A 26,615-nucleotide genomic window follows, 5' to 3' on the forward strand; every position below is an offset into this window, starting at 1 on the left:
AGAAGTATGAAGAATAATAATTAAAAAAGAAATTAAAAGTATTAATTAAAAGTATTAAAAAGTATTTTTAATTAAAACTAAGCAGAAGAAGAAAACAAACAAAGATTTTTCCTTCTCCTGCCACCACTTAAACATTTTTATATTTTTTATTTTATTTTTTACTTTTCACTTTATAATTTTTTTGTTTTAAACAAACTAAAACAAAAAGAAATAAAACAATACTTTAAGCTTAAAAGATAAAAGAGAAATAACAAAACTCTTTAATCTTAAAATCAAATCTTAAAGTTTTATAACAAAACTCCTTAGTTTAAGTGGTGGTTGGAGAGGGAAAGAGAAAGATTAGCTTTTAATAAGTGGAATTCCCATTTCCTCAAACTCTTCATAATTTTCTTTCAAAAAATAAACATTTTCTACTCCTAGATTCAATAAATGATGCACATACATAGAAGCAGTATTGCCATGGTAGCAGTAAAGTAAAATATTTTTATTAGTTTTTTCTTCAGCAAGGGCAATTATTTTGCGAATATCTTGTAGATGGATTGCATTTTGAATGTGAAACTTCTTATAATCTTCTTTTTCTCTAATATCTATCACAATATAATCTTTGAGATTGATTTGTTTAAATTTTAGTGCGTAATCTTTTGTATTTTGCATTTTTAAACCTTTATAAAATAATTTATTTTTAATAAAATAGCACTTTATTTTATCAAATACATCAATCCCCAAAGGAAAAAAAGTGGATATTTTTGAACAAAAGATATTAGAAGCAAAAAGTATGGCAGAGCTTGATGGAGTAAGAATTGAATTTTTTGGAAAAAAGGGAAGTGTTACTCAGAGATTTGCGGAGTTAAAGAATCTAGAAGGAGAAGCAAAGACTGAATTGGCAAAAGAATTAAGCTCTCTTAAGGCAAAATTTGAGACATTATTTGCAGAAAAAAAGACAATTTTACAAAATCAAGAGTTAGCACAAGCATTGCTGAGTGAAAAAATTGATACAAGTTTGTTTTTTACACAAGCCAAAAGAAGTGTGGGGCATCCTATAAATTACACTAAAGATCGCATTATAGAATATTTTAGAAATTTGGATTATGATTTGTGCATAGGGCCTTTAGTAGAAGATGATTTTCATAATTTTGAGGCTTTAAATCTGCCTGTATATCATCCAGCAAGAGATATGCAAGATACTTTTTATTTTAAAGATTCTATGTTGTTGCGCACGCATACTTCTCCTGTGCAAATTCGCACAATGCTAGCACAAAAACCACCAATTAAGATGATTTGTCCTGGTGCTACTTTTCGTAGGGATTATGATTTGACACATACGCCAATGTTCCATCAAGTAGAGGGATTGGTAGTAGATTGCGGTAGTAGTGCAAACTTTGCAAATCTTAAATTTACTCTTGAAAATTTTTTACAATATCTTTTTGGTGATGTAAAAGTGCGTTTTAGATCAAGCTTTTTTCCTTTTACAGAGCCTAGTGCAGAAGTTGATATTAGTTGTAATTTTTGTGGGGGTAGTGGTTGTAGGGTATGCTCTCATACAGGATGGCTTGAAGTTTTGGGGTGTGGAGTAGTAGATTCTAGAGTATTTGAGGCTGTGGGTTATGAGGGGGTAAGTGGCTATGCCTTTGGTATGGGTATTGAGCGCTTAGCAATGCTTACTTGTGGGGTAAATGACCTTAGGAGTTTTTTTGAGACAGATTTAAGGGTATTGGAGCAATTTTAATGAAAGTTACAACATATTTATTAAAAGAATTTATTGATATTGAGCATTTGGAGATTGAGGCAATTTGCAATGCTTTGAATGTTATAGGGCTAGAAGTAGAGGTTTCTACTCCTATGGTAGTTCCAAAAAAGATTGTTGTTGGTAAGGTATTGCAAAAAGAAGCACATCCAGATGCAGATAAACTTAGTGTATGTAAGGTAGATGTGGGTCATGAGGTATTGCAAATTGTATGTGGTGCAAAAAATGTTGCACAAGATCAATTTGTTGCTGTGGCATTAAATGGAGCAAGACTTGAATTTGATGAAAAGATTTTGGAGATTAAGCCTAGTAAGCTTAGAGGAGTAGAGAGTTTTGGAATGCTTTGCTCTAGTGTAGAGTTAGGTTTGCCAAAAATAAATGATGGCATTATGCTTTTAGATGAGAGTATAGGAGAACTTGTCTTAGGTAAGGAATTAAGAGAATATGAAATTTTTAATACTCACTTGCTTGAAATATCTCTAACACCAAATCGTGGAGATTGTCTTTGTGTCTTAGGAATTGCTAGAGAGATTAAAACTTATTTTGCCTTGCAGCTTAAAAAAGCAAAAGAGTATATGAGCACCAATCAGTTTGGCATTGGAAGAAAATTTCAAGTTTCGCAAAAAAATAAAGTTGATTCTTCTTTGCTTTATAAGGTGGTGGATTTTGAACAAAGAACCCTTCCTTTAAAAATGCAAATTGCCTTAGGGATTGGCGGTATTTTAAAAACAGGGATTATTGAAAATTATACAGGTTATGTTTCTTATATGACAGGGGTTGTGTTAAATGCATATGAAGCTGATAGGCTTTATAAAAATCAGAATCCAACAAGTGAGATTTTATGGCTTTATGTGCAAAAGAATCAAAAAGGTTTTGAAGAGGTGTTTGCAAATGAGGTGTTATCAAATATTGGTGTGGGAAATTTGATTGAGCAAAATCTTGATGCAAGCAAGACAATTATCTTTGAAGCAAGTTATATCAATCCTGCACAAATTTCTCAAGTCTTATTTGATAATAAAGATTGCAAACAAAATAAAGAGCTTACCTACAAGAGCGCAAGAGGCACAAATCCTAATTTGCATTTAGGAATCAATTATCTATGCCTATTGCTAGATGCTTATAATTCTTGTTTTATTTATGATGGTGTGCAAGAGATTAAGCAAGATAGGGAAGAAAATGTCATACGCACAAAGTTTTCAAGTATTGCGCAGATTATTGGATTTGAAATACCTATTGAAATGGTCTCTGATATTTTAAAACAATTAGATTTCTATCTTGAGTTAAAAACAAATGATAATTCCTTTAGCGTGGTAGTGCCATCTTATCGTCATGATATTCAAACAGAGCAAGATCTTGCAGAAGAGATTCTAAGAATCTATGGGGTGGATAAGATTCCAGCACTTCCGCATAAAATGCAAGAAAAACCAAAAAATACCCCAGCATATCTTGATTACAAAAATCAAAGAGATTTGATAAAAAGGGCTTTGAGCAATAATTTTGTAGAATGTATTCATTATCTTTTTTATCAAAGAGAGAGACTTCAAAAATTTGGTTTTGAAGTGCTTGATTTACAAAAAGATCTTTTAAATCCTATAACTTCTGAGCTTAATACTTTAAGAACTTCTTTAATTCCAGCACTTTTAGATTCGATTTTAAGAAATCAAAATTTTGGATACAAAAATATACGATTATGTGAGATTGGAAGTGTTTATGATAGCAATCGCACAGAGAACACAAAGGTTGCTTTTGTAGTAAGTGGATTAAAGGAAAAAGAACAATTCCCTAATCCAAAAGGCATAAAGTGGGATTTTTATTCTTTTGCTCAAGTTGTTGCAAATATTGTAGGAAATTTTGAACTTCAAAAATATGATGGTAATACGCCAAATATTTTGCATCCTCATCAAAGTGCTTGGGTCTATATCAAAAATCAAAAAGCAGGATTTATTGCAAAATTGCACCCTAGTATCGCAAGGGAGATGGATTTGCAAAATGTATTTTTGTGTGAGCTTGATTTGCAAAAATTAGCCTTAGAGCACCCTATTTGCAAACCTTTTTCTAAGCTTCCGACAAGCCTTAGGGATTTGACTTTGATTATTGATGATACTTTGGCATTTTTTGAGATAAAACAAGCGATTTTACAAGCCAATATAAAATATCTTAAAAATGTTTATCCTCTTGATATTTTTACACAAGATGATGGCAAAATAGCTCTAAGTATTCGTGCAGAAATCACCCCAGAAGATATCACGCTTACAGAAGAAGATATCACAAAGACAATGCAAAAAATCTTAGAAGTTTTAGAGCAAAAGTTTAAAATCAAGCTTAAAAATTAAAAACAATGAAAATAGCAAAAGCCAAGGGACTAAAAGGAGAGATAGAAAATATCGCTACAGATAAGTCTATTTCTCATCGTTGTGTCATTTTTTCTTTACTTGCAAACACTCCTAGCGAAATCAAAAATTTTTTATATGCTAAAGATACTCTTAGCACTTTAAATATTGCAAAACAGCTTGGACTAAGAGTTGAACAAAAAGATAGCAATACCCTTAGATTTATTCCCCCAGAAAAAATACAAGAACCTGATGATATCTTAGATTGCGGCAATGCGGGAACTGCAATGAGGCTTTATATGGGTTTATTGGCAGGACTAAGGGGATATTTTGTTTTAAGTGGGGATTGTTATTTAAAAAATCGTCCTATGGGAAGAGTGATAGAACCCTTAAGAGAGATTGGAGCAAAAATTTTTGCAAGAAAAGATAATGCATTAGCACCCATCAGTATTATTGGAAATACTCTTGAGGGATTTAGATATGAAAGTAAAGTGGCATCTGCACAGATAAAAAGTGCGATGATTCTTGCAGGATTATTTGCAAAAGAGAAATCTTTTTTTAAAGAACCTTATTTAAGTAGAGACCATACAGAAAGATTGCTAAAAAATATGGGAGCAGATTTGCAAGATAAAGATGGAGGTATTAGCATCTCTCCTTTGCAAGAGCCTCTAAAACCTCTTATCTTAGAGATTCCATCAGATCCATCAAGTGCTTTTTTCTTTGCAGTAGGTGCGACAATATTGCCAAATAGCTATCTTATTTTAAAAAATATTTTGCTTAATCCGACAAGAATACAAGCATTTGAGATATTAAAAAAGATGGGTGCAAAAATTACTTATGAAATTACACAAAATACTCATGAAATAATAGGTGATATTAGTGTGCAATCTAGTAGTTTAAATGCGATTGTTTTAGAGGAAAAAATTGCTTGGTTGATTGATGAGATTCCAGCATTGAGCATTGCAATGGCAAATGCAAAGGGAAAAAGCATTATAAAGAATGCAAAAGAATTGCGTGTTAAAGAAACAGATAGAATCAAAGCCCTTGTGAGTAATCTTTCAAAAATGGGCATTGAGGTAGAAGAATTTGAAGATGGTTTAAGTATTTGTGGCGGAGAGTTAAAGGAAGCAAAGGTGCAGAGTTTTGGTGATCATCGTATTGCTATGAGCTTTGCTATAGCAGGGCTTTTGTGTGGAGTAGAGATAGAAGGATTTGAATGTGTAGATATCTCTTTCCCTAATTTTTTAGAAATCTTGCAAAAAATGATACAGAGGTAAAAAATGGAAATTAAATTGGCAAAAAAATACGGATTTTGTTTTGGAGTAAAAAGAGCTATACAGCTGGCAGAGAAAAGTGCAGGGGCTATTACATTTGGCCCATTGATACACAATGAAAGAGAGATTAAGCGTCTAGAGGATTCTTATAGTGTTTTTGTAGAAAATAGCACAGAAAATGTCAAAGATAATCAAAGTGTTATTATCAGAACACACGGCATTACAAAGCAGGATTTGGATATCTTAAAATCCAAAAATGCAAAGATTACTGATGCGACTTGTCCTTTTGTCATCAAGCCCCAACAAATTGCAGAATCTATGAGTAAAGAGGGGTATTGCATTGTAATTTTTGGAGATGTTACACATCCTGAGATTAAGGGAGTGATGAGCTATTCTGTAAGTGAGCCTATCGTGGTGGGAAGTCTTGAGGAGCTTTATGGTAAAAAGCTAGGAAAAAAAGTAGCGTTAATTTCTCAAACTACCAAGCAAACAAAAAAATTTTTAGAAATCGCAGATTATTTAATGCAAAATTGTTATGAAACAAGAGTGTTTAATACTATTTGCAACGCGACTTTTGATAATCAAGAAGCAGTAAGAGAGCTTAGCCAAGAAGTGGATATTATGATTGTTGTAGGAGGCAAGACTTCTTCAAATACAAAACAGCTTTTGCACATCGCGCAGATGTATTGCAAGGATAGCTATTTGGTAGAAGATGAAAATGATTTAGAGGATTTGTGGTTTAGAGATAAAAAAATATGTGGCATTACAGCAGGAGCTTCTACGCCTGATTGGATTGTAAAAAAAGTGCAAGATAAAATCTCAAAGCTTTGAGATTTTTGCTAAAATTTCACCTTTTAAAAATTCAAAATAAAAGGAGCAGTAATGCAAACTAAAATAACCCCCCCCCCCATTTTTAAATATTAGAAATTCTTCTTTAAAAGCCATAGGTTTAGCTTTCTCACTTTCTTCGATACTTTTTTCTCAAGATATTAACTTTGAATATAAAAATGGTTCAAATACAGGTTCTCAATATGCAAATTTTGATCCTAATGATAAAAAGCTTGTTATTAGCGAATCTGCGATATCAAATCAGGTTCCAACAAATTCCACAATCAATTTTGTTAATACTACTAATAGCAAATGGGATACTGGTTTAAGTGGTAACGATGGTATTAAAAGCTATGAGATCAATACCCCTACAAGCACTCTAGTCTTTAAGGCTTTAGCTAATGACAAAGGTGCTGGTTTTACAGATGGCTTTTTTGAAACATTGGAGATTACTGCAAAAAGCATTAGCTTTGGAGATGGCAGTGTCACGATAAATGATCTCTTTGCTGGATGGTCAGGGAGTAGTAAGACTATCCCAGCATATTTTTCAAATCTTAAAAGTGGAAGTAAATTAAACGCAGATGTAACTATCAATAGTGATGGGACTTTGGCTTCTGTTGTGATACTAAAAGAGCAAGAAAATGCAGTGATTACTACAATTTCTAAAAATCTCATAGTAAATCAAGGAGGTATTGCTGCAGGCAGTCAGATAGAAGGCAAAGAAGGGGTGATAGAAGTCGGCGGTAGGGCTACTTTGAGAGATGTGAATATTGCGACTTTTATGCCAGAGAGCGGAGTGATTGGTAATATTACGATTTTAAAGGCATATGGTGGAGTAGATTTACAAGGTGTGAAGAGTGCCTCTGCATTTGCTTGGGCTCAGGCAGGAGATTTGGTGAGTGGATTGGAGAATATTAAAGGGAGTAGTGGTAATACCGCAGCAGAAGAAGGAGGTTTGACTTATAGGCTTACAGCATATACCCTAGAAGCAAAGGTAGATGGAAATGCTTTGATTGTGACACCAAAACTCACAGAAGAAGCAAAAAATCAAGATATAAAAACACTCGTAAATACTGAAAAGAATGAGGCAATTTTAGTGTTTTATAATAATTGGAAACAACATGAAAATAATCCGAATGGCACCAATGGCTTTTCTCAACAAAAAGTTAAAGAAATTATACAAACTATCGGAGATTTTCTTAGAGCTCGAGGAATTGATCCTGATACAGGAAATCCTCTATCAAGCACTTTTGTTTTAAAAAGTGCAAATGTTCTAGCAGATTCTATCCAAACAAAATTATCTACTGAAATAACTCCGACAATGGCAGATATTACCAATAAACTAGATATTTTAACCAACAAAGACAATGCAGATATTACTGAAGCAATCAAAAATTCAAGCAATGATTTATTAGCAGTAAATTTTGTGGCTAGATCTGCTCAAGCATATAATAATCTACCATTGCAACTTGTTGATGAAGTAAAATCAAGTATCAAACAAACAGCAAGTAGTGCTAATCTTGCCTTTTTGCAAGAAAATCTTGGAGTAAAAATGGCGGTGACTCAAAGATTGATGGGATATAAGCCAATCTCTTTAAGTAAAGTAGAAAAGCAAGATGAGGAAAATAAAGAAGCAATAGAAGTGGTGCAAATTGCAAATGTAAGGAATCTGTGGGTAAATACCTATGGTGGTAGTATGATAGTAGGAAACAATGTAGGGGGTCTTGGTGGTGTGAGTGTAGGTTTTGATGATAGTAAGGAAAATGCTATCATCGGAGGCTACCTTGCTTACACTTACAATTATGCAAAAGATGATTTATTGAAACTTGATGCACAAAGTATAGAAGCTGGATTTTACACAAGAATGGATTTTAATTCCCATCAAATAGATGTGAATCTAAAAACTCAAGCAAATTTTATCAATCAAGAAAGAGAAACTAAGATTTATGCATCTAGCACAAAGGCAAATTATTTTAATTCTTATAGTGCTTTAGAGGTAAGATATGGATATAACTTTGGTAGTGAGAGCTTTTTTACAAAACCATTTATTGGTGCTAGAGTAGGGTATAGCATGACACCTTCTTATAAGGATAGTGGGGATATTATCTTAGATTTTGAAGCACAAAATAATGTGATTGGGACATTAAGTTTTGGAGTGGAATTGCGAAAGTTTTTTGATAAATCAGGATTTTTGTATGTGATACCAAGTATTGAGCAAGGGGTTTTTGGATTGCAAGATTCTCTAAAATTTAAAGGTGCTACAAATATCTCAAATGCACTAGAGATTGATAATAGGGCAAAAACTTATGCACAATTGTTGATTGGTGGAGAAATCAGAGTGAATAATGCTTGGAATATTGGACTTGGTATGGCACTAAAACAAATAATTACTGGCTTGCAAGATGATAATCAAGAGTGGAAAAACCAAACCTACATTACAGGAAATATTTCTGGTATCTATAAATTTTAAATAGAAATTTTTGTGAAAGAAAACTCCTAAAAAGTATAAAAAATTTTAAAGCTTAGAGATTTTTTGGGAGTTTTTAAGCAAAAATAAGATAATATAACGCGAAAAATACAAATTTAAGGGTTTTTGGATGAGAATAAACTTAGATAACTTGGATCATTTGGATACTGATGAGGACTTTGCGACACTTTTTGAAGCAAGTCAAAAAGAAGAGGAAAAAGGCGTCTTACAAGAGGCTGTAATCGTAAAAATTACAGCAGAAAATGTAATGGTAGATGTTGGAGAAAAAGTAGAGGGACGTTTTAGTATTTCTGAAATTCAAGATGATGCAGGTAAGGTGCTTTTTAAAGAGGGAGATAAAATACTTGTATATGTAACAAAGGGCAATGGAGAGTATTTTAGTGTTTCTTACAAAAAAGCATTGAAGTTTAAGAAGATTCAAGAAAAAATTAAAGCTTTAGGAGATGATTTTAAAGACAAAATCATTGAAGCTAAGATTGTGAGAAAAAATAAGGGCGGAGTTGTTCTTGAAGATAGCGATGGTGTGGAGTATTTTATGCCAAAATTCCATGCTTCTGCAAAAGAGGATAAGGGCAAAAAAGTTGAAGTTTGCATTATCAATGTCAAGCCAGAAGAAAACAGCATTATTGTATCTCGCAAAGCCTTTTTTGGGATAAATGATAAGTTCCATAGTGAAAATGCAAAGAAGTTTTTAGAATCTAAGGAGCCACTAAGTGGTATTGTAAAGCGTATTACTAGCTTTGGTATGTTTGTAAGTGTTGATGGAGTAGAGGGATTGGTGCATTATACAGAAATTGCACATCGTGGTCCTGTGAATCCTTCAAAGCTTTTTAAAGAGGGCGATAGTGTTCAAGTGAAAGCAATCGCTTATGATGAAGGTAAAAAACGCCTTTCTTTTTCTATCAAAGCTTTGCAAGAAGATCCTTGGAAAGAAGTGGTAAAAGAACTTAAAGTAGGATATGCAATCAAGGTAAATGTAAGCAATATTGAACCTTATGGTGCATTTGTAGATATTGGTAATGATTTAGAAGGATTCTTGCATATTTCAGAAATTTCTTGGGGCAAGGATATTAAACATCCACAAGATGTATTAAGTGTTGGGCAAGAGATTGATGTAGAGATTATTGAAATCAATCCAAGTGAAAGAAGATTGAGAGTTTCTTTGAAAAAATTGCAAGAGAAGCCATTTGCGCAATTTATCAAGCAATATAAAGAAGGCGATATTGCAGATGGAAAAGTAGAGACACTTACTGATTTTGGTGCATTTATCAATATTGGTGGAATTGATGGTCTTTTGCATAATGAAGATGCATTTTGGGAAAAAGGCAAAAAGTGTAAAGATGCATTAAAAGTGGGAGAACAAGTTAAGGTTAAGATTACTAAAATTGACACTAAGAGTGAGAGAGTATCCTTAAGTCTTAGAGCTTTAGAAGAATCTCCTGTCGATAGATTTGCAAAAAAATATCAAATTGATGATGTAGTAGAGGGCAAGATTATTGATATTAAAGATTTTGGTATTTTTATTGAAGTAGAAGGCATTGATGCTTTAATACGCAATGAAGATTTGTCTGGTGTAAAAAGAGATGAACTTAAAAAAGGTGATACTTTAAAGGGTTGTGTAGCTTATATCGATAAAGCAAATGGTAAAGTAAGAGTTTCTATGAAAAGACTAGAGAGACAACAAGAGAGAGAAGAAATTAAAAACTTTAATTCTGATGATAAGATGACTTTAGGTGATAAACTCAAAGGATTGCTTTAATATCTAGCAGATGACAAGAAGCAAAAAATTTTTTTTGAGTATAGTAGTAATTGTGGTGCTTGGCATTGCAATCTACTCACTTTTTTCTTATAAAAATACACTTCCTCCGGAGATGATTACACTAGATTATAAGAATCCTCAAAGAGATGTGGAAATAAAAATACCTAAAGAGAAGGTTTGGTTTGCAGATATGAAAAAAGAAAGAGATTTTGCATATCCAGCAAGTGAGGCTCATTTTTCTTTAAACTTTTTGGATCCAAGTGAAGTAAAAAAAAGGCGTAATGTAATTATCAAGAGTGTTGATAAGGAAAAATTATTTTGCTTAAAAGAACTCTTTAAAGATAAAAAGATAGATTTTGCTTACAATAAATCTGAGAATAATTTAGATATTGTCGTTTATCTTCCTCAAGAGAGAGAAGAAAAAATATTGCAAATGCTGCACTACTATGGTATTGCATATCAAAATAATTAGGAATATCCTTTGAAAAAAGAAATTTTTTTGTGTTCTATCTCTAATGTAAGTAGTGGCAATTGCCCAGAAGATTGTAAATATTGCACACAAAGCGTGCATTATAAAACTCAAATACAAACTTATAATTTTAAACCCATTGAAACAATTTTACAAGAGGCTAAAAGATTAAAGAGTTATGGGATGCTTGGCTTTTGTCTTGTTACTTCAGGCAGGGGATTGGATAGTAAAAAATGCGAATATATCGCACAAGTTGCTAGAGAGATTAAAAAGCATATTGATGATATCCACTTGATTGCTTGTTGTGGTAGAGCTGATACAGATTCTTTAAAATTTTTAAAACAAAATGGAGTAGATAGTTATAACCATAATCTAGAAACAGCACAAAGTTTTTTTGATTCTATTTGCTCTACTCATACTTGGGAAGAGAGGTATGAAACTTGCCAAAATGCTCTTAAGGTTGGGCTTGGTTTATGTACAGGAGGTATTTTTGGTCTTGGGGAGAGCTGGGAGCAAAGAATGGAGCTTTTAGAATCTCTTAAATCTTTGGAGCCCCATTCTGTGCCTGTGAATTTTTTTATCCCTAATTCTGCACTGCCTATTGAGCAAGATATTATTACTCAAGAAGAAGCATTGGAGTGCATTATACTTGCAAGAGAGTATTTACCATCTGCAAGATTGATGATTGCTGGAGGTAGGGAGCTTGTTTTTGGAGAAAATCAAAAAAAGCTTTATGAAAGTGGGATAGATTCTATTGTTTTAGGGGATTATCTTACAACAAAGGGCAGAACCCCACACGATGATATCAATGAGCTTTTATCTTATGGGTTGAGCATAGCAACAAGTTGTCATTAGGAGTTGTATATGAATGTATTTGAAAAGATTATTAAAGGGGATTTACCCTGTAAAAAAGTTTTGGAGAATGAGCAGTTTTTGGCTTTTTATGATATTGCACCAAAGGCTCCTATACATGTATTGGCTATACCAAAACAATCTTTTAAGGATTTTAATGAGATGCCAAAGGAATTGCTTGCAGAAATGAGTGTTTTTATTCTTGAGGTAGTTGAGGTTTTAGGAATTAAGGAGAGTGGATATCGTTTGATTACCAATATAGGAGCTGATGGTGGTCAAGAGGTGCCTCATTTTCATTATCATATTTTAGGTGGGGGAAAGCTAAATTGGGAAAAATTGGTTAAGTGAAAGATTTTGTAGATTTTGCCTTTAGACCTTTAATTGATGGTTTTTATGAAGATAAAATCAGTAGTTTGCGTGAGCAAATTATTTTAAAAAAAGATACTTATTATTTTGATTGGACAGCTTCCGGGCTTGCAAATTCTCTGATAGAAAATCGTATAACTGAAATTTTACCTTTTTATGCAAATACACATTCTAATAGTGCCACTAGTGCAATGATGATGCAAAAGCTTTATGATGAAAGTAAAAAAGTTATTAAAAATAGTTTAGGCCTTAGTGATGATTTTGTGCTTATTGCTTGTGGTAGTGGTTCTACTTCTGCAATTAAGAAATTTCAAGAATTATTGGGAATTTATATTCCGCCAGAGGCTAAAAAATTTGTAGAAATTAAGCAGGATTTATTGCCAATAGTAGTTGTAGGTTCATTTGAACATCACTCAAATGAAGTGAGTTTCCGTGAGGGGTTGTGTGAATTTTATAGAATCCCTCTTTGTGATAACTTGGATTTTGATTTATTATATTTTGAAGAAGTGTTAAAAAGAAATGAAAATCGTAAGATTATTTTTTCTTGCAATCTAATCTCAAATGTAACAGGAAATCTTGCTCCTTATCAAGAACTTATAGATTTGGCAAGGAAGTATAAATGTATCATAGCTTTAGATATGGCAACAAGCTCAACGGATTATGTGATAGATTCTAAAAATTTTGATGCTTGTTTTTTATCTCCTCATAAGCTTTTGGGCGGGATTGGTAGTTGTGGTATTTTGTGCATCAGAGAGAGCTTTATTGATGTGGCTAATGCACCTACATTTGCTGGAGGCGGAGTTGTTTCTTATGTGGATAGAAAAACTCAAATTTACTCTTTAGATAAGCATATTAGAGAAGAGGCAGGAACCCCACCAATATTACAGTTGTTCAAAGCGGCTTTGGCTTATAAACTTCGCGATGAGGTAGGGATTGAGTTTATTGCTCAAAGAAAAAGAGTCTTAATGCGTTTGCTGATGCAAAAACTTAAAAGTCTTAAGGGTATAAAAATTTATGGAAAAGAAGAGCATCTTGGTATAGTCTCTTTTAATATTTTGGGAGTTTCTCCTTTTGAGTTGGCTTATTTTTTAAGCAAACATTATAAGATTCAAACTCGTGCTGGATGTAGTTGTGCTGGCCCTTATGGACATGATTTATTAGAATTGCAAGATGGGGTATATCGCGGAGAAAAAGATCCTTACGGATGGCTACGTATAAGCATTCATTATACACATACCTTGCAGGATATAGAATATTTATTTGAAGTATTAAAAAAGGCCATTGGTATTTTAAATCCTAAGCTTGTATGATACAATCTTTATAAAAAAGGTGAAAAATGGAATTAGATTCTAGAATTTTTATCGCTGGACATAGGGGGCTTGTAGGTAGTGCGATTACAAAAAACCTTCAAAATAAGGGATATGGTAATTTAATTTTAAAAAGCAGAAGTGAACTTGACTTGCTTGATTTTACTGCACTAGAATCTATGTTTCAAAGCCTTAAGCCAGAATATATTTTCTTGTGCGCTGCAAAAGTTGGCGGTATAGTTGCGAATAATACCTATCGCGCAGATTTTATTTATGAAAATTTGATGATACAAAATCATATTATCTCTCTTGCTTATAAGTATGGGGTTAAAAAGCTTTTGTTTTTAGGTTCTAGTTGTATTTATCCAAAAAATGCTCCACAACCTATGCAAGAGGACTGTTTATTGACTAGTCCATTGGAATATACTAATGAGCCTTATGCAATTGCAAAAATTGCTGGTATGAAAATGTGCGAGGCTTTTAATTTGCAATATAAGACAAATTTTGTTTCTGTAATGCCGACAAATTTATATGGAGAGAATGATAATTTTGATTTAGAAACTTCTCACGTCCTGCCAGCATTGATTAGAAAGTTTCATGAGGCAAAAATGCAGGGTAAAAAAGAAGTAGTGATTTGGGGAAGTGGGAATCCAAGAAGAGAATTTTTGTATAGTGAGGATATGGCAGAAGCATGTGTTTATGTAATGCAAAATATTGATTTTTGTGATTTGATACAAGGAAAGCAAGAGATTAGAAATACGCATCTTAATTTAGGATTTGGAAGTGATATTAGCATTAGAGAGCTTGCATTGTTGATACAAGAAATCATAGGGTTTAAAGGAGAACTTATATTTGATTCTTCAAAACCTGATGGGACTTTTCAAAAGTTGATGGATAGCTCAAAGCTATTTTCCTTGGGTTGGAAACCAAAGGTGCAATTAGCTGAGGGGATAAATAAAACTTACAAATGGTATTTGCAAAATGAAGCAGAATAATTTTTTGAAGAACATTTCTTTAATACTTTCTTTAATTACAAGACGCGATAGAGTGATTTTATTAGGATTGTTGCTTGCAACTTTTCTTTTAACTTTTATTGAGACTTTTGGTGTTAGCATTATTATGCCTTTTATTACTCTAGCAACTAATCCTGATTTAATTTTTAATCATAAGGTATCTAGCTTTGTTTATCATTATTTTCATTTTAAAAGCACAAATCAATTTATGATTACTTTTTCAATTTTGCTTATTTGTTTTTATATTTTTAGAGCTTTTTATAATATTGCTTATACTTATTCTCTTAATCGTTTTGTTGCCAAAAAGTATCATTATTTCTCTTATAGTGTTTTTTGTAAGACGATTAGGCAGGATTATGAAAAATTTTCTAAAAAGAATCTTGATGTAATCAGAAAAAATATTGTGCAAGAATCTAGCAATGCTTCTCATTTTCTTTCAAGTTTTTTAAATATTTTTTCAGAAATTAGTATTATGTTGTTGCTTTATAGTCTGCTTTTGATAATTAGCTGGAAGATGACACTGGTTTTAACCTGTTTGCTTGCCTTGAATGTTTTTTTGATTATTAAGGGTATTGGTAGGGTTGTAGGCAAGCAGGGTGAAGAGAGATCTAAGACAGAAGGAAGTTTTTTTAAAATGCTTTCTCAAACTTTGGGTAATTTTAAGATTGTAAAATTAAGAGCTAGAGAAGAAGAGAATTTTAAAGTTTTTGAACAACTTTCATTAAAGAGATCAAGAGTGCAGGTTTTGTTTCAAACTTTTAATTCTTTGCCACGCAATATCTTAGAGACTGTAGGGTTTTGTATTTTAGTGGCATGCGTTGGTTATATCTTATTTGCTTATGGTAATGCAAGTGCTGTTTTGCCTATTGTTTCAATGTATGCTTTGGCTTTGTATAGAATCTTGCCATCAGTCACAAAGATACTTGATCATTACAATACAATGATTTTTATGGGAAAATCAGTGGAGCAAATTTATGAGGCTTTACAAGAAGATGAACCGCAAGAAGGTAATGAAAAAATAGATTTTCAAAAAAATATACTTTTAAGAGATATTGCTTTTGCCTATCCAGATAAAAAGGAAGTTTTTTCTGATTTTAATTTAGAAATTAAGAAAGGAGAAAAAATAGCTTTTGTCGGTAAAAGTGGAGCTGGAAAATCTACTTTGATTGATTTGATTATTGGAATCTTAAAACCAAAGAGGGGTAAAATTTATATAGATGGTATAGAGCTTAATGATAATAATATTAAATCATGGAGGCAGAAGATAGGCTATATTCCACAAAATATTTATCTTTTTGATGGAAGTGTTGGAGAGAATATTGCTTTTGGTAGCAAGATGGATAAAGCAAGATTGACAGAAGTTGCAAAAATGGCAAAAATTTATGATTTTTTACAGGAAAATGAAGGGTTTGATACGCAAGTGGGAGATGGGGGTAATAGTTTAAGTGGAGGGCAGAGACAGCGTGTGGGGATTGCAAGAGCATTGTATCATAACCCTGATATTTTGGTATTAGATGAGGCTACAAGTGCATTAGATGTTCAAACTGAGAGTGCAATTATGGATGAGATTTATCAAATTGCAAAAGATAAGACTTTGTTGGTTATTGCACATAGATTAAGCACTGTGGAGCGATGTGATAGAAAAATAGAGATGGGTACAAAGAATAAGGGTAGTTAATTTATTCTGTTCCCATAGCTTGGCTTTGGGCATTTGCAATCAAAGGATTGATAATGGCATCAAGGTTTCCTGCTAACATAATTTCTTCAAGACTATAGAGAGTAAGACCTATCCTATGATCAGTTAATCGATTTTGAGGATAGTTATAAGTGCGGATTCTTTCGCTTCTATCTCCACTTCCTACTTGATCTTTTCTGGCCTGAGCATTTTGGCTTTGTTGTGCTTCAAGCTGTGCTTCATAGATTCTAGAGCGTAAGATTTTCATTGCTTTATCTTTATTTTTATGTTGTGATTTTTCATCTTGGATAGATACGCTTATGCCTGTTGGGATATGTGTAATTCTTACCGCAGAATCTGTCGTATTGACACATTGTCCTCCATGTCCTCCAGCACGAAAAACTTCAATGCGTAAATCACTAGGATTGATAATCACCTCTACTTCATCTACTTCTGGCATTAAGGCAACAGTGATAGCAGAGGTGTGGATTCTACCTTGAGATTCTGTCTCTGGAACTCTTTGGACACGATGGGTGCCACCTTCAAATTTAAGTTTGGAGTATGCACCCTGTCCTTTGATAAGAGCAATAATTTCTTTATATCCACCGACATTATTTTCACTAGAACTTATGATTTCTACTTTCCATTTTTGTAAATCTGCATAGCGACAATATGCCTTAAACAAGTCTCCTACAAAAATACCAGCCTCATCTCCACCTGTTCCAGCACGCAACTCTAAATAAATATTTTTATTATCATTAGGATCCTTAGGGATAAGTAAAACTTTGATTTGCTCTTCTAGGGATATTTTTTTTTCTTCAAGAAGTTTTAATTCTTCTTTTGCTAAATCGCATAATTCTTTATCTTCTAGCAGTAGTTTATTTTCTTGTATACTATCAAGCGTTGCAATGTATTCTTTTGCTTGATGCACTATTTCTTGTATTTCACTTTGTTCTTTGCTGAGGTTTGTAAGTTGTTTGATATCAGAGATAATTTGAGAATCTGCTAAGAGGGCAGAAATTTCATCATATCTCTTGATAATAGGGAGTAGCTTTTTGACAAGCATTAAAAAGACTTAAGCAGATAAAGCAATCTTTTTTACAGCAGCATTAAGACGACTAACTCTTCTTGAAGCAGTATTTTTCTTAATTATGCCTTTACTTACAAATTTATGTAATTCTTTGTTTGCAATCTTTAAAGCTTCTTGTGCCTTTGTTACATCATTTGCTGCCACGCTCTCTCTTACTGCTTTGATGATATTTTTAATTCTTGTTCTATAATAGCGATTTCTTTCAGTTCTTTTAATGGTCTGACGAATTCTTTTTTCCGCAGATTTATGATTTGCCATAGCTCTTAATCCTTTTGTAATCAAATTTAAGGCAAAATTATGCCAAAATTTTATTTAAAATGAGTTTAAAATTTTATTCTCTCAAAGAATATTTTGAGTTATAGGAGGTTGTTTTGAAAATTTTTGGAACTGATGGCGTAAGAGGCAAGGCAGGCGAAGATATCACCCCATTTTTAGTTTTAAGGCTTGGTATTAGTGCAGGGCTTTATTTTAGAAAGCAAGGGACAACAAATAAAATACTTGTAGGTAAAGATACAAGGCGTAGTGGATATATGATAGAAAATGCTTTAGTTTCTGCTCTAACATCAATAGGATATGATGTGATTCAAGTAGGGCCTATGCCAACTCCAGCAATAGCTTTTTTAACTGAGGATATGCGTTGTGATGGCGGTATTATGATTTCTGCGAGCCATAATCCTTATGAGGACAATGGAATTAAGTTTTTTGATCGTTTTGGTTTTAAGCTTGATGAGCATGCAGAAAGAGAAATAGAAGCAATTTTTGCTGATGAAAAATTGCTTTTTAGCAGCTTTAAAACACATTCTGATATTGGAAGCTCTAAGCGTATTGATGATGTTATTGGTCGCTATATTGTGCAAATAAAAAATTCTTTTCCAAAAGACTTAACAATGAAGGGGTTTAGGGTTGTTTTGGATGGTGCAAATGGTGCTGCATATAAAGTAGCTCCTACGATTTTTTCAGAACTTGGGGCAGATGTAATTGTGATAAATAATACGCCAAATGGATCAAATATCAATGAAAATTGTGGTGCTATCGCTCCTCAGGCTTTAAGTGAGGCAGTAAAAAAATATCGTGCTGATGTTGGTTTTGGTTTTGATGGAGATGCAGATAGGTTGGTTGTTGTAGATAATCTAGGAACAATTGTGCAAGGTGATAAGCTTATTGGCGCTTTGGCAAATTATCAATTAGAAACTAAAAAGTTAAAAAGTCATAAAGTAGTGGCTACATTAATGAGTAACTTGGCTTTAGAAGAATATCTTAAAGACAAGGGAATTGAGCTTAAAAGGTGTGATGTTGGGGATAAATATGTGATTGATTTAATGAAGCAAGAGGATACAAATTTTGGAGGGGAGCAGAGCGGCCATATTATTTTTAGTGATTATGCCAAAACAGGTGATGGATTGGTAAGTGCATTGCAAGTGATGAGTTTGTTGAAAAAAAGTAAGCAGGCAAGTAGTATCGCATTAAACCCTTTTGAGCTTTATCCACAAAGGCTTGTAAATATTATCATCAAGGAGAAAAAACCGCTAACAGATATAGAGGGGTATAACCAGTGGTTAGAGGATATTGTGGCAAAAAAAATGAGATATTTAGTGAGATATTCTGGAACAGAGAATAAGCTTAGAGTTTTGCTTGAGGGAAAGGATCAGGAACTTTTAGATTCTACAATAGAGGCATTTAGTGGATTTTTGAAAAAGGCTTTGGGATAAATGGAGTTGAAAAAGTTTTTTTTGATTTTTTTTAGTGTGTTTTTTCTTGATCAATGCATAAAGTTTTTTTTCTATAGTTATTGCAATGGTGTTGAGGGAAGGATTGTTTGGGAGAGTCAAATTTTTTCTTTATTGCTTGTTTTTAATAAAGGAGTAGCTTTTTCTTTTTTAAGTTTTTTAGGAGGATTTTTAAAGTTTATCCAACTGTTTGCCATTATTTTTGTGGCATTTATTTTGTATAAGCAAAAGGAGTTTTTTTTACAAAATATTGTTGCCTTTGCTTGTATTTTTGCTGGAGGGATTTCCAATCTTTTGGATAGATTTGTTTATGGAGGGGTAGTGGATTATGTATATTGGCATTATTATTTTGAGTTTGCTGTATTTAATTTTGCTGATGTAGTAATTGATCTTGGTGCTGGATTGTTGCTTTTGAGAGTATTTAGGGGCTATAGCAACCAGAGTGTAAGTTCATCTGCTAAGAAATAATCCTTAGCAAAGATTCTATCTCCTTTTTGTATGATTTGATTGGATTGTAGTAATAGTTGTGTTTTTTCTGGATTTAAAAGAGAGTATTCTACGCCAATCTCTGATCTCAATCCTAGAAAGATTTTTTCTAAAAGAACATCATCTTGATTTAGAATTTCTTGTTTTCTATAATGGGGGTTTTTTATATATTCTTCTAAATTTTTTTGGGTATAAAATCTTTTATTGCCAATCTTGCCAACAGCTCCACACCCACAACCAATATAATCTTCATAGTTCCAATAAGAAAGATTGTGAGAAACTTTATAGCCCCTAGAATAGTTAGAAACTTCATATGGGATAAAATTAAATTCTTTTAATGCCAAGCACATTTCTTGGCAAAAAGATTCTGTAGTTTCTTTAATTCCTTGTTTTTGTAGCTTAGAGTCTTTTTCAATGCTTAAACTATAGGCAGATATATGATTGATTGGTAGTTTTGAGGCTAGATTTATTTCCTCATAAATCCTTTGTTTGGTGTCTTGAGGGGTATCATAGATAAGATCAATACTTAGATTGGTGATATTGCAACTAAATGCTATGTCAATTGCATTTGAAATATCATCATAATGATGCTCTCTTTGCAAGAAGTTTAATTTATCTTCAAAAAAACTTTGAACACCTATGCTAAGCCTGTTGGCTCCTAGATTTTTTAGTGCTTTGCACCATTTGAAATGGATAAGATTGGGATTTGCTTCTAGGGTGATTTCGCAATCATCTTTTAAGGTATAGTGCTGATTGATTGTTTTAAAAATTTTTTCATAATAGGATTGGTGGAGTATATTAGGGGTTCCACCACCAAAAAATATTGAATTGATAGGAGCATTGGTTTTAGATGAGATAAGATCTTGTATTAAGGCTTGAACATAATATTCTTGTAAATCAAGTTTATTTTCAAAAGAATTAAATGTGCAATAGCCACATCTGCTATTGCAAAATGGAATATGAATATATAAAATCATTGAAAAACTAGCTTAATATTTAAGATTTTTATTGCATAATTCTAACTCAAAATTTTGTATTTATTAGGAGAAGACAATGAAAAAAGTTATTATGATTTGTGTTTTAGGAGCAATGTCATTATTTGCTGACCCAGCAACAATTATCAAGACAAAATGTGCAAGCTGTCATGGGGCAAATATGGAAAAGGTGGCATTAGGAAAGAGTGCTGTTGTTAATAAAATGAGTGCAAGTGAAATTGAAGAAGCTTTAAAAGGTTATAAGGCAAAAACATTAAATAAGCATGGTCTTGGCGGAACTATGTGGGGACAAGCTGGTGCATTATCTGATGCTGATATTGCTGAAATTGCAAAATATATAACTACAAATTTAAATAAATAATTAACTTCATTTTAGTTTTTCTGTATTTTATATGGAAAAACTAAAAAAGCTTTTGAAATTGAACTTACTTACACTATAATTCATAGATTCTATATCAAAGAAACAAAAGAATAATTTAAAACTTAGGTGGATTATGGAGAAAAAGAAGTATCGTCCCAATGTTGCAGCGATCATTGTTTCTTCAAAATATCCGAGTTCTTGTGAATTTTTTATTGCCCAAAGAAGTGATATGAAAGGGGTTTGGCAATTTCCTCAAGGTGGAATTGATGATGGAGAAAGTCCAAGAGAAGCACTTTTTAGAGAGCTAAAAGAAGAAATTGGCACAGATAATGTTGAAATTTTGGCAGAGTGTCCAAGATGGATTGCTTATGATTTCCCAAAAACAGTTTCAAAAAAAATGTATCCATTTGATGGTCAAACTCAAAAATACTTCTTAGTGCGCCTTAAAAAAGAAAGTGATATTGATTTAAAAACCAAGCATCCAGAATTTAATGCTTTTAAGTTTGTAGATTATGAAAATATTTTTAATATTGTCAATCATTTTAAAAAAAATGTATATAAGGAAGTTTTGGAATATTTTAAAAAAGAGGGATATATATAATGCTGATTGTTCAAAAATATGGTGGCACAAGTATGGGGGATTGTGAGAGAATCCAAAATGTCGCAAATCGTGTTGCACAAGCAAAAAAACAAAATCATTCTCTAGTTGTTGTTGTTTCTGCTATGAGCGGAAAGACTGATGAATTGATTGGTTATACAAAATCTTTTGGCACATTGCCTAATACTAGAGAAGTGGATATGGTGTTAAGTTCTGGGGAGAGAATTACAAGTGCATTACTTGCTATTGCATTAGAAGCAATGGGATTTAAGGCAATATCACTAAGTGGAAGAATGGCAGGAATTCTTACGGATTCTGTGCATACTAAGGCGCGGATTCAATCAATAGATACACAATATATTAAATCTTTATTAGAGCAAGATTATATTGTCGTGGTAGCTGGATTCCAAGGAGTGGATCAAAAGGGTGCGGTAACTACACTTGGTAGAGGGGGTAGCGATTTATCCGCTGTTGCAATAGCTGGGGCTCTTCAGGCGGATTTGTGTGAGATTTACACAGATGTGGATGGAGTTTATACAACAGATCCAAGGATTGAAAAAAATGCCAAAAAAATTCAAAAGATTAGCTATGATGAGATGTTGGAACTTGCTTCAATGGGGGCTAAAGTTTTGTTAAATCGATCTGTTGAGCTTGCAAAAAAATGGAATATTCCATTAGTAACAAGGAGTTCTTTTAGTCTTGAGGAAGGCACAATAATTTTAAATGAGGAGGATATTATGGAACAAGCTATTGTTAGTGGTATTGCGTTGGATAAAAATCAAGCAAGAGTAAGTATGGTGGATGTTGTAGATAGACCTGGAATTGCAGCAGAAATATTTGGGGAGCTTGCTCAGGCAAATATCAATATTGATATGATTGTGCAAACAATTGGTAGAGATGGTAAGACGGATTTAGATTTTACAATTCCACAAAGCGAGGTAGAAGAAGCTAAGATGGCTTTGAAGCGTTTTGAAAATGAAGTGGGGCTAATTGAGTTTGATTGTGAAATTGCTAAGGTTTCAATTGTTGGTGTGGGAATGAAATCGCATTCTGGTGTTGCAAGTAGAGCTTTCAAAACTCTTGCAAATGAAAATATCAATATTATGATGATTAGCACAAGTGAGATTAAAGTCTCAATGATTATTGATATAAAATATGCAGAACTTGCGGTGCGTGCATTGCATCGTGCATATGAGCTTGATAAATGAGTATAGAAATTTCAGAGTGGATGCTAAAAACCATTCGTGAAGAAAATAATAAGATTGCATTAAATGGAGATTGGCTTGAAATCGAGAGATTTCAATGGGTAAGCCTTGTATCTCGAACTATTTCTTATGTGCTTAATGGGGGCACTTTGTTGTTATGTACAGATGAGAGATTTGAGTGGTTTGGTAATTATATTGCTAGCAATATCAATAGACCAAATATAAATCGCCCATTGATTCCTATTTTTCTACTTAAAAATATTATTCCAAATGTGTATAGTCACAATAATCTTTTGATTTATGATATGCTGGCTTTAAGTTTTAAAGATTATGCATTTTGGTATATTGGCAAAACGGGAAATGATATTGCTAAGCTTGCTTTAAATAAGGATAATGGCTTTTTGTGGATTTTTGATGAATCTATACAAAATACATTGCATTTGAATTTAGCAGACAAAATGATAGATTATAAATTGATACAACTCTATAAGGTATTTGAGAAAGCATTATTTGGTGTTATGATGGGGGATATTGTTTTAGAATAATGAATAAAATTATCTTAAGTTATGATTTTGATGAAGCACTTAAAGAGTGCGTAGATGACCTAAATAAGAGTTTTGTAAAAATTTTTCATTGTGAAGAATTTAAGATTGATGATGCTCATGAGGTAATTGCAGAGGCATATATGGCTTCTGAACAAAAAAAGACTATTTGTATTTTGGCAAATAGTTATAATATTTTTGCACAAAATGCATTATTAAAGATATTGGAAGAAACTCCTAGTAATGTAGAATTTATCTTATTTGCCAAAAATAAAAATACATTTTTAAATACTGTGAGATCAAGATTGATAATTGATGATAAGAGAAAGAAAAATGAGATACAGGTCTTTGAGATAGATTTAAAACAAATGCAACTAAAAGATATTTATGACTTTTTGAAAAAGCAAATTGATAATACACAAGAACAAACAAAACAAAAAATAGAATCTTTGCTTTTGAGTGTTTTTCAATCGCATATTATTTTAAATCAAGAAGAATTAGAAAGTTTTGATAATGCAATTCTTGCTAATAGTAACTATCAAAGAAGTGATTATATATTTTTGCCCTTACTATTGATGATTTTGCAAAAGAAAAGAGGGAGATGATGTATATACAACAAATTAACACCGAATCTATCCTTCAAGCAATGCGGGAAATTCAAAGTGATGCTAGTGGCATTGCTATTATGGATAAAAAATCTAAAATGATTGCTTTTAAAATTTTTAATCTCTCTTTGTCTGCTACAATGATTTTAAAACAAGAGGCCTTGAGTGTAGGTGCTGATTTGGCAACACCAAGGGATTGTATTCTTGCAGAGAAGAAAAATTACAATAGTGTCTTATTTGGAACTTTTTCTCAACTACAACGCATTGTGCATAAATGCAAGATTCAACCATTTGGGTTAAAGGAACTAGCCCTTAATCTACAAAGTTTTTTGAAACCAAAAGAGAAAAAATGTAGCATTATGGCAATTGTAAATGTTACTCCAGATAGTTTTTATAGCAATTCAAGGCAAAATACCAAAAGTGCAATTCAAAGAATTGAGCATTTAATGCAAACAGATGTGGATATTATTGATATTGGAGGGGCTAGCTCTAGACCAGGAAGTGATTTAATTGATCCGATGGAAGAAAATAAACGATTGGCAGAAGTATTTGATTTTATTGCTTTTAATGAACTATTTAAACAAAAAGATTTTAGTATAGATACTTATAATGTTGAGGTAGCAACTAAGGCTTTGGAGCATGGTTTTTGTTGGATCAATGATGTAAGTGGTTTTGCCAATGAAGAGATGATGAGACTTGCAGGAGATAAGCGTGCTAAGGTATTTTTAATGCATACTAGAGGCAATCCAAAGCAAATGCAAAATCTTACAGAATATGAGAATCTTTTTGAAGATATGGATAGTTTTTTTGCAGAGAAGATACAAAAGCTTTTGGATTATGGGGTAGGGGATATAGTTTTGGATATAGGTTTTGGTTTTGCTAAAAATCAACAGCAAAATTTATTGCTCATAAAACATCTTGAGCATTTTAAAAAATTTGGGTTTCCTCTTTTGGTAGGTGCTAGTAGAAAACGCACTATTCAATCTATTTTAAATAAAGAGGCTGGGGATACATTAAGCGGAACTTTAGCTATGCATTTTTTGGCTTTGCAAAATGGTGCTGATATTTTGAGGGTTCATGATGAAGTAGAACATTTAGATATGATTAAAATTTTAGAGGCATATAAAAATGCATAAACCTGCATTGAAATCCATGAAGGTTTTTTTGCAATCCAAGGGCTATGATGTAGAACATAAGGATTTTCAAGAAGTTTTTGATATTTATAAGAATGTTTGTTTGCAGGAAACTACTGCGTATCAAAATGAGGTTTTTGATACGAGTTTTTTTGATATTTCTGGAGCAAATGAAAATGTGGAATTAATTGCATTATCACAAGTTATTAAAACAGAAATTGAACAAATACAAAATGAGCCCCAAAAGCTTTATGTATTGATTGATAGATATATCGAGCAATGTCCATATGAAGAATTAAAATTTTTAATTTTCAGCGGTGTGAAGAAATTACCATTTCTGACGATGGATAGAATTTTTAAAATTAAATATTATCAATATCAAGAAGTTTGGATGGAAAAAATTGAACAACATCTTGATGTTTTACCACAGGAAGAAAAGAAGGTTTTGATGCACCATTATGATAAGATGAGAGATAATATACCTTTATTGTTTAGGGCTTATCAAAAATCTTTTGATACAGATGAAGTTGAGAAGATGAGAAGTGTTGCTGAAAATAAGTTGTTGTTATTGCAAAATTTTAATCCTCAGATGTTGGAGGAAAATTACAAAGCTTTTTATGATGAGAGTCCTGAAAAAATAAAACTTGTGAAAGAGGTTTTAAGTCTTACTTCTTCCTATACAAAAAGTTTTCTAAAACATATTCCAATGGAAGAATTGCTAAGCTTGATTGAGGAGATAAAAAAACAGAAGCGAGATGAAGAAGAGAGTAAAAAAAGAATTATCAAACATATAAAGATATTAGAAGAAAGTATTGCAATGGCAAGTGATGGTGATTTTGATATAGCATGTATGAGTGCTATTGAAGAGCTAAATAACGAGGAGTTGCAAAAAGTTTTGCATTATTTAGGCTCTCAAAATAAATTTTTTGTTAATAAATTTGAGAGCGTCGCAAAGCAATTTGGCAGCAATTTCAAAGCAAAAGTATTTTAAAATACAGGAATGATTGCTCCTTGATATTTTTCCAAGATAAAGTGTTTGGTCTTTTCATTTTGCAAGGCATTTATTAAGGCTTTTATTTTAGGTAGATTTTCATTACCTTTTTTAATTGCAAGTATATTTGCATAAGGAGATTCTTTGCCTTCTTGAGCAATAGGATTATTTAAATGTGCTTGAAGTGCATAATTACCATTGATAACAGCAATAGTAACATCATTAAGAATTTTTGCTAAAAGACCAGCTTCTAAGGGTTTAATGACAAGTTTTTTTGGATTTTTAACAATATCTTGTTGTGTGCTATTGAGATTTGATGGATCTTTGAGGGTAATTAGTCCTTGATGGTGCAATAAAATTAACGCTCTAGCAAGGTTGCTAGGATCATTTGGAATAGCAACAATATCTTTTTCTTTTAATTCATTGAGATTGTGAATTTTATTAGAATAAATAGAGAGTGGTTCTATGTGAATACTTCCAATGCTTATAAGATCAAATCCTCTATCTTGGTTTGTTTTTTCAAGATAGGGTAGATGTTGAAAGAAATTTGCATCAATTGAGCCATCTTGTAGGGCAATATTTGGTGTAACATAATCTGTGTATGGAATAATCTTGAGTTCATATCCCTCTTGCTTTAATATTGGCTTTATGAATTCTAGTATTTCGGCATGAGGAATTGGAGTTGCACCAACGATGATTTCATTTTCTTTTTTGTGTATATTTTTACATCCAAATAGCAATAAAGTAATCAATAAAAATGTATAGATTTTTTTCATT

At 32.4% G+C, this 26,615-nt stretch carries 26 protein-coding genes; 21 read left to right on the top strand and 5 right to left on the bottom strand.

From position 1 onward, the window contains the following. Positions 1-339: 339 nt before the first annotated feature. The gene (locus tag CQA57_RS05060) at positions 340-654 is read right to left on the bottom strand and encodes a rhodanese-like domain-containing protein (protein ID WP_115579148.1); all 315 of its coding nucleotides are present in this window, start codon (positions 652-654) and stop codon (positions 340-342) included. Between the two features lie 82 nt (positions 655-736). Here CQA57_RS05060 and pheS point away from each other — a divergent pair, with 82 nt between their 5' ends. The 12 genes from pheS to CQA57_RS05120 all read left to right on the top strand — a co-directional run bounded on the left by pheS (position 737) and on the right by CQA57_RS05120 (position 16,108). Next, positions 737-1,726, top strand: a complete 990-nt coding sequence (gene pheS, locus CQA57_RS05065) for a phenylalanine--tRNA ligase subunit alpha (protein WP_115579149.1) — start codon at positions 737-739, stop codon at positions 1,724-1,726. After that, positions 1,726-4,077 (top strand): phenylalanine--tRNA ligase subunit beta, encoded by a 2,352-nt coding sequence (gene pheT, locus CQA57_RS05070; protein WP_115579150.1) that lies wholly within the window; start codon positions 1,726-1,728, stop codon positions 4,075-4,077. Before pheS ends, pheT begins: the two co-directional genes overlap by 1 nt. A 5-nt stretch (positions 4,078-4,082) precedes the next feature. Next, a complete protein-coding gene (gene aroA / locus CQA57_RS05075) occupies positions 4,083-5,351 on the top strand; it encodes a 3-phosphoshikimate 1-carboxyvinyltransferase (protein WP_115579151.1) in 1,269 nt (422 codons plus the stop codon). Between the two features lie 3 nt (positions 5,352-5,354). After that, complete coding sequence (locus tag CQA57_RS05080; RefSeq protein ID WP_115579152.1) at positions 5,355-6,179, top strand: 4-hydroxy-3-methylbut-2-enyl diphosphate reductase; 825 nt, start codon at positions 5,355-5,357, stop codon at positions 6,177-6,179. Between the two features lie 439 nt (positions 6,180-6,618). Further along, positions 6,619-8,646 carry an autotransporter outer membrane beta-barrel domain-containing protein gene (locus CQA57_RS05085; protein WP_115579153.1) on the top strand — a complete coding sequence of 676 codons (2,028 nt, stop codon included), beginning with the start codon at positions 6,619-6,621 and terminating at the stop codon, positions 8,644-8,646. A 127-nt stretch (positions 8,647-8,773) separates the two neighbouring features. Beyond that, positions 8,774-10,423, top strand: a complete 1,650-nt coding sequence (locus CQA57_RS05090; RefSeq protein ID WP_115579154.1) for a 30S ribosomal protein S1 — start codon at positions 8,774-8,776, stop codon at positions 10,421-10,423. 34 nt (positions 10,424-10,457) lie between these two features. Then, the gene (locus tag CQA57_RS05095) at positions 10,458-10,895 is read left to right on the top strand and encodes a hypothetical protein (RefSeq protein ID WP_147288350.1); all 438 of its coding nucleotides are present in this window, start codon (positions 10,458-10,460) and stop codon (positions 10,893-10,895) included. A 9-nt stretch (positions 10,896-10,904) separates the two neighbouring features. Then, positions 10,905-11,747, top strand: a complete 843-nt coding sequence (locus tag CQA57_RS05100) for a biotin synthase (protein ID WP_115579156.1) — start codon at positions 10,905-10,907, stop codon at positions 11,745-11,747. 9 nt (positions 11,748-11,756) lie between these two features. Continuing rightward, positions 11,757-12,092, top strand: a complete 336-nt coding sequence (locus CQA57_RS05105) for a histidine triad nucleotide-binding protein (protein ID WP_115579157.1) — start codon at positions 11,757-11,759, stop codon at positions 12,090-12,092. Then, positions 12,089-13,420, top strand: a complete 1,332-nt coding sequence (locus CQA57_RS05110; protein ID WP_115579158.1) for an aminotransferase class V-fold PLP-dependent enzyme — start codon at positions 12,089-12,091, stop codon at positions 13,418-13,420. The genes CQA57_RS05105 and CQA57_RS05110 overlap by 4 nt, the downstream gene beginning before the upstream one ends. Positions 13,421-13,446: 26 nt before the next feature. Then, a complete protein-coding gene (locus CQA57_RS05115) occupies positions 13,447-14,412 on the top strand; it encodes a GDP-L-fucose synthase family protein (protein ID WP_115579159.1) in 966 nt (321 codons plus the stop codon). 4 nt (positions 14,413-14,416) lie between these two features. Continuing rightward, on the top strand, positions 14,417-16,108 hold the full coding sequence (locus CQA57_RS05120; protein ID WP_245941863.1) for an ABC transporter ATP-binding protein/permease: 1,692 nt from the start codon (positions 14,417-14,419) through the stop codon (positions 16,106-16,108). Between the two features lies 1 nt (position 16,109). Here the strand turns inward: CQA57_RS05120 and prfA are convergent, their stop codons facing one another. Continuing rightward, complete coding sequence (gene prfA / locus CQA57_RS05125; RefSeq protein WP_115579161.1) at positions 16,110-17,171, bottom strand: peptide chain release factor 1; 1,062 nt, start codon at positions 17,169-17,171, stop codon at positions 16,110-16,112. 9 nt (positions 17,172-17,180) lie between these two features. Next, on the bottom strand, positions 17,181-17,453 hold the full coding sequence (gene rpsT, locus CQA57_RS05130; protein ID WP_115579162.1) for a 30S ribosomal protein S20: 273 nt from the start codon (positions 17,451-17,453) through the stop codon (positions 17,181-17,183). 113 nt (positions 17,454-17,566) lie between these two features. Here rpsT and glmM point away from each other — a divergent pair, with 113 nt between their 5' ends. Continuing rightward, complete coding sequence (gene glmM, locus CQA57_RS05135) at positions 17,567-18,904, top strand: phosphoglucosamine mutase (RefSeq protein ID WP_115579163.1); 1,338 nt, start codon at positions 17,567-17,569, stop codon at positions 18,902-18,904. Next, positions 18,905-19,390: a signal peptidase II gene (lspA, locus tag CQA57_RS05140; protein ID WP_407918736.1), complete on the top strand. Its 486-nt coding sequence runs from the start codon at positions 18,905-18,907 to the stop codon at positions 19,388-19,390. It abuts the gene before it with no gap. Here lspA and hemW read toward each other — a convergent pair. Next, entirely contained in the window at positions 19,351-20,385 is a 1,035-nt protein-coding gene (gene hemW / locus CQA57_RS05145; RefSeq protein WP_115579164.1) for a radical SAM family heme chaperone HemW, read from the bottom strand. The two genes, lspA and hemW, sit on opposite strands and share 40 nt — an antisense overlap. A 76-nt stretch (positions 20,386-20,461) precedes the next feature. On the opposite strand from hemW, the gene CQA57_RS05150 reads away from it, so the two are divergent. The 7 genes from CQA57_RS05150 to CQA57_RS05180 all read left to right on the top strand — a co-directional run bounded on the left by CQA57_RS05150 (position 20,462) and on the right by CQA57_RS05180 (position 25,838). Continuing rightward, positions 20,462-20,764: a c-type cytochrome gene (locus CQA57_RS05150; protein ID WP_115579165.1), complete on the top strand. Its 303-nt coding sequence runs from the start codon at positions 20,462-20,464 to the stop codon at positions 20,762-20,764. 133 nt (positions 20,765-20,897) lie between these two features. Beyond that, the gene (locus CQA57_RS05155; RefSeq protein ID WP_115579166.1) at positions 20,898-21,365 is read left to right on the top strand and encodes an RNA pyrophosphohydrolase; all 468 of its coding nucleotides are present in this window, start codon (positions 20,898-20,900) and stop codon (positions 21,363-21,365) included. Beyond that, the gene (locus CQA57_RS05160; protein ID WP_115579167.1) at positions 21,365-22,570 is read left to right on the top strand and encodes an aspartate kinase; all 1,206 of its coding nucleotides are present in this window, start codon (positions 21,365-21,367) and stop codon (positions 22,568-22,570) included. The genes CQA57_RS05155 and CQA57_RS05160 overlap by 1 nt, the downstream gene beginning before the upstream one ends. Next, positions 22,567-23,112: a HobA family DNA replication regulator gene (locus CQA57_RS05165; protein WP_115579168.1), complete on the top strand. Its 546-nt coding sequence runs from the start codon at positions 22,567-22,569 to the stop codon at positions 23,110-23,112. The genes CQA57_RS05160 and CQA57_RS05165 overlap by 4 nt, the downstream gene beginning before the upstream one ends. After that, positions 23,112-23,714 (top strand): DNA polymerase III subunit delta', encoded by a 603-nt coding sequence (locus CQA57_RS05170; RefSeq protein WP_115579169.1) that lies wholly within the window; start codon positions 23,112-23,114, stop codon positions 23,712-23,714. Before CQA57_RS05165 ends, CQA57_RS05170 begins: the two co-directional genes overlap by 1 nt. Continuing rightward, complete coding sequence (gene folP, locus CQA57_RS05175; RefSeq protein WP_115579170.1) at positions 23,711-24,850, top strand: dihydropteroate synthase; 1,140 nt, start codon at positions 23,711-23,713, stop codon at positions 24,848-24,850. Before CQA57_RS05170 ends, folP begins: the two co-directional genes overlap by 4 nt. Beyond that, entirely contained in the window at positions 24,843-25,838 is a 996-nt protein-coding gene (locus CQA57_RS05180) for a hypothetical protein (protein WP_115579171.1), read from the top strand. Before folP ends, CQA57_RS05180 begins: the two co-directional genes overlap by 8 nt. Here CQA57_RS05180 and CQA57_RS05185 read toward each other — a convergent pair. After that, positions 25,835-26,614, bottom strand: coding sequence for a MetQ/NlpA family ABC transporter substrate-binding protein (locus CQA57_RS05185; protein WP_115579172.1), 780 nt, complete (start codon positions 26,612-26,614; stop codon positions 25,835-25,837). The two genes, CQA57_RS05180 and CQA57_RS05185, sit on opposite strands and share 4 nt — an antisense overlap. Between the last annotated feature and the right edge of the window lies 1 nt (position 26,615).

It is taken from the genome of Helicobacter anseris, assembly GCF_003364335.1.
GTDB classification, from domain to species: Bacteria; Campylobacterota; Campylobacteria; order Campylobacterales; family Helicobacteraceae; genus Helicobacter_H; species Helicobacter_H anseris.

Bases quoted from the DNA above. Each gene is read 5' to 3' on its own strand.
- CQA57_RS05160 (WP_115579167.1), top strand. From the start codon at position 21,365: ATGCTGATTGTTCAAAAATATGGTGGCACAAGTATGGGGGATTGTGAG.
- CQA57_RS05165 (WP_115579168.1), top strand. From the start codon at position 22,567: ATGAGTATAGAAATTTCAGAGTGGATGCTAAAAACCATTCGTGAAGAA.
- CQA57_RS05155 (WP_115579166.1), top strand. From the start codon at position 20,898: ATGGAGAAAAAGAAGTATCGTCCCAATGTTGCAGCGATCATTGTTTCT.
- CQA57_RS05115 (WP_115579159.1), top strand. From the start codon at position 13,447: ATGGAATTAGATTCTAGAATTTTTATCGCTGGACATAGGGGGCTTGTA.
- hemW (WP_115579164.1), bottom strand. From the start codon at position 20,385: ATGATTTTATATATTCATATTCCATTTTGCAATAGCAGATGTGGCTAT.
- CQA57_RS05080 (WP_115579152.1), top strand. From the start codon at position 5,355: ATGGAAATTAAATTGGCAAAAAAATACGGATTTTGTTTTGGAGTAAAA.
- CQA57_RS05150 (WP_115579165.1), top strand. From the start codon at position 20,462: ATGAAAAAAGTTATTATGATTTGTGTTTTAGGAGCAATGTCATTATTT.
- CQA57_RS05090 (WP_115579154.1), top strand. From the start codon at position 8,774: ATGAGAATAAACTTAGATAACTTGGATCATTTGGATACTGATGAGGAC.
- CQA57_RS05180 (WP_115579171.1), top strand. From the start codon at position 24,843: ATGCATAAACCTGCATTGAAATCCATGAAGGTTTTTTTGCAATCCAAG.
- rpsT (WP_115579162.1), bottom strand. From the start codon at position 17,453: ATGGCAAATCATAAATCTGCGGAAAAAAGAATTCGTCAGACCATTAAA.
- lspA (WP_407918736.1), top strand. From the start codon at position 18,905: ATGGAGTTGAAAAAGTTTTTTTTGATTTTTTTTAGTGTGTTTTTTCTT.
- CQA57_RS05060 (WP_115579148.1), bottom strand. From the start codon at position 654: ATGCAAAATACAAAAGATTACGCACTAAAATTTAAACAAATCAATCTC.
- CQA57_RS05105 (WP_115579157.1), top strand. From the start codon at position 11,757: ATGAATGTATTTGAAAAGATTATTAAAGGGGATTTACCCTGTAAAAAA.
- folP (WP_115579170.1), top strand. From the start codon at position 23,711: ATGATGTATATACAACAAATTAACACCGAATCTATCCTTCAAGCAATG.
- pheT (WP_115579150.1), top strand. From the start codon at position 1,726: ATGAAAGTTACAACATATTTATTAAAAGAATTTATTGATATTGAGCAT.
- aroA (WP_115579151.1), top strand. From the start codon at position 4,083: ATGAAAATAGCAAAAGCCAAGGGACTAAAAGGAGAGATAGAAAATATC.
- prfA (WP_115579161.1), bottom strand. From the start codon at position 17,171: ATGCTTGTCAAAAAGCTACTCCCTATTATCAAGAGATATGATGAAATT.
- CQA57_RS05170 (WP_115579169.1), top strand. From the start codon at position 23,112: ATGAATAAAATTATCTTAAGTTATGATTTTGATGAAGCACTTAAAGAG.
- CQA57_RS05185 (WP_115579172.1), bottom strand. From the start codon at position 26,614: ATGAAAAAAATCTATACATTTTTATTGATTACTTTATTGCTATTTGGA.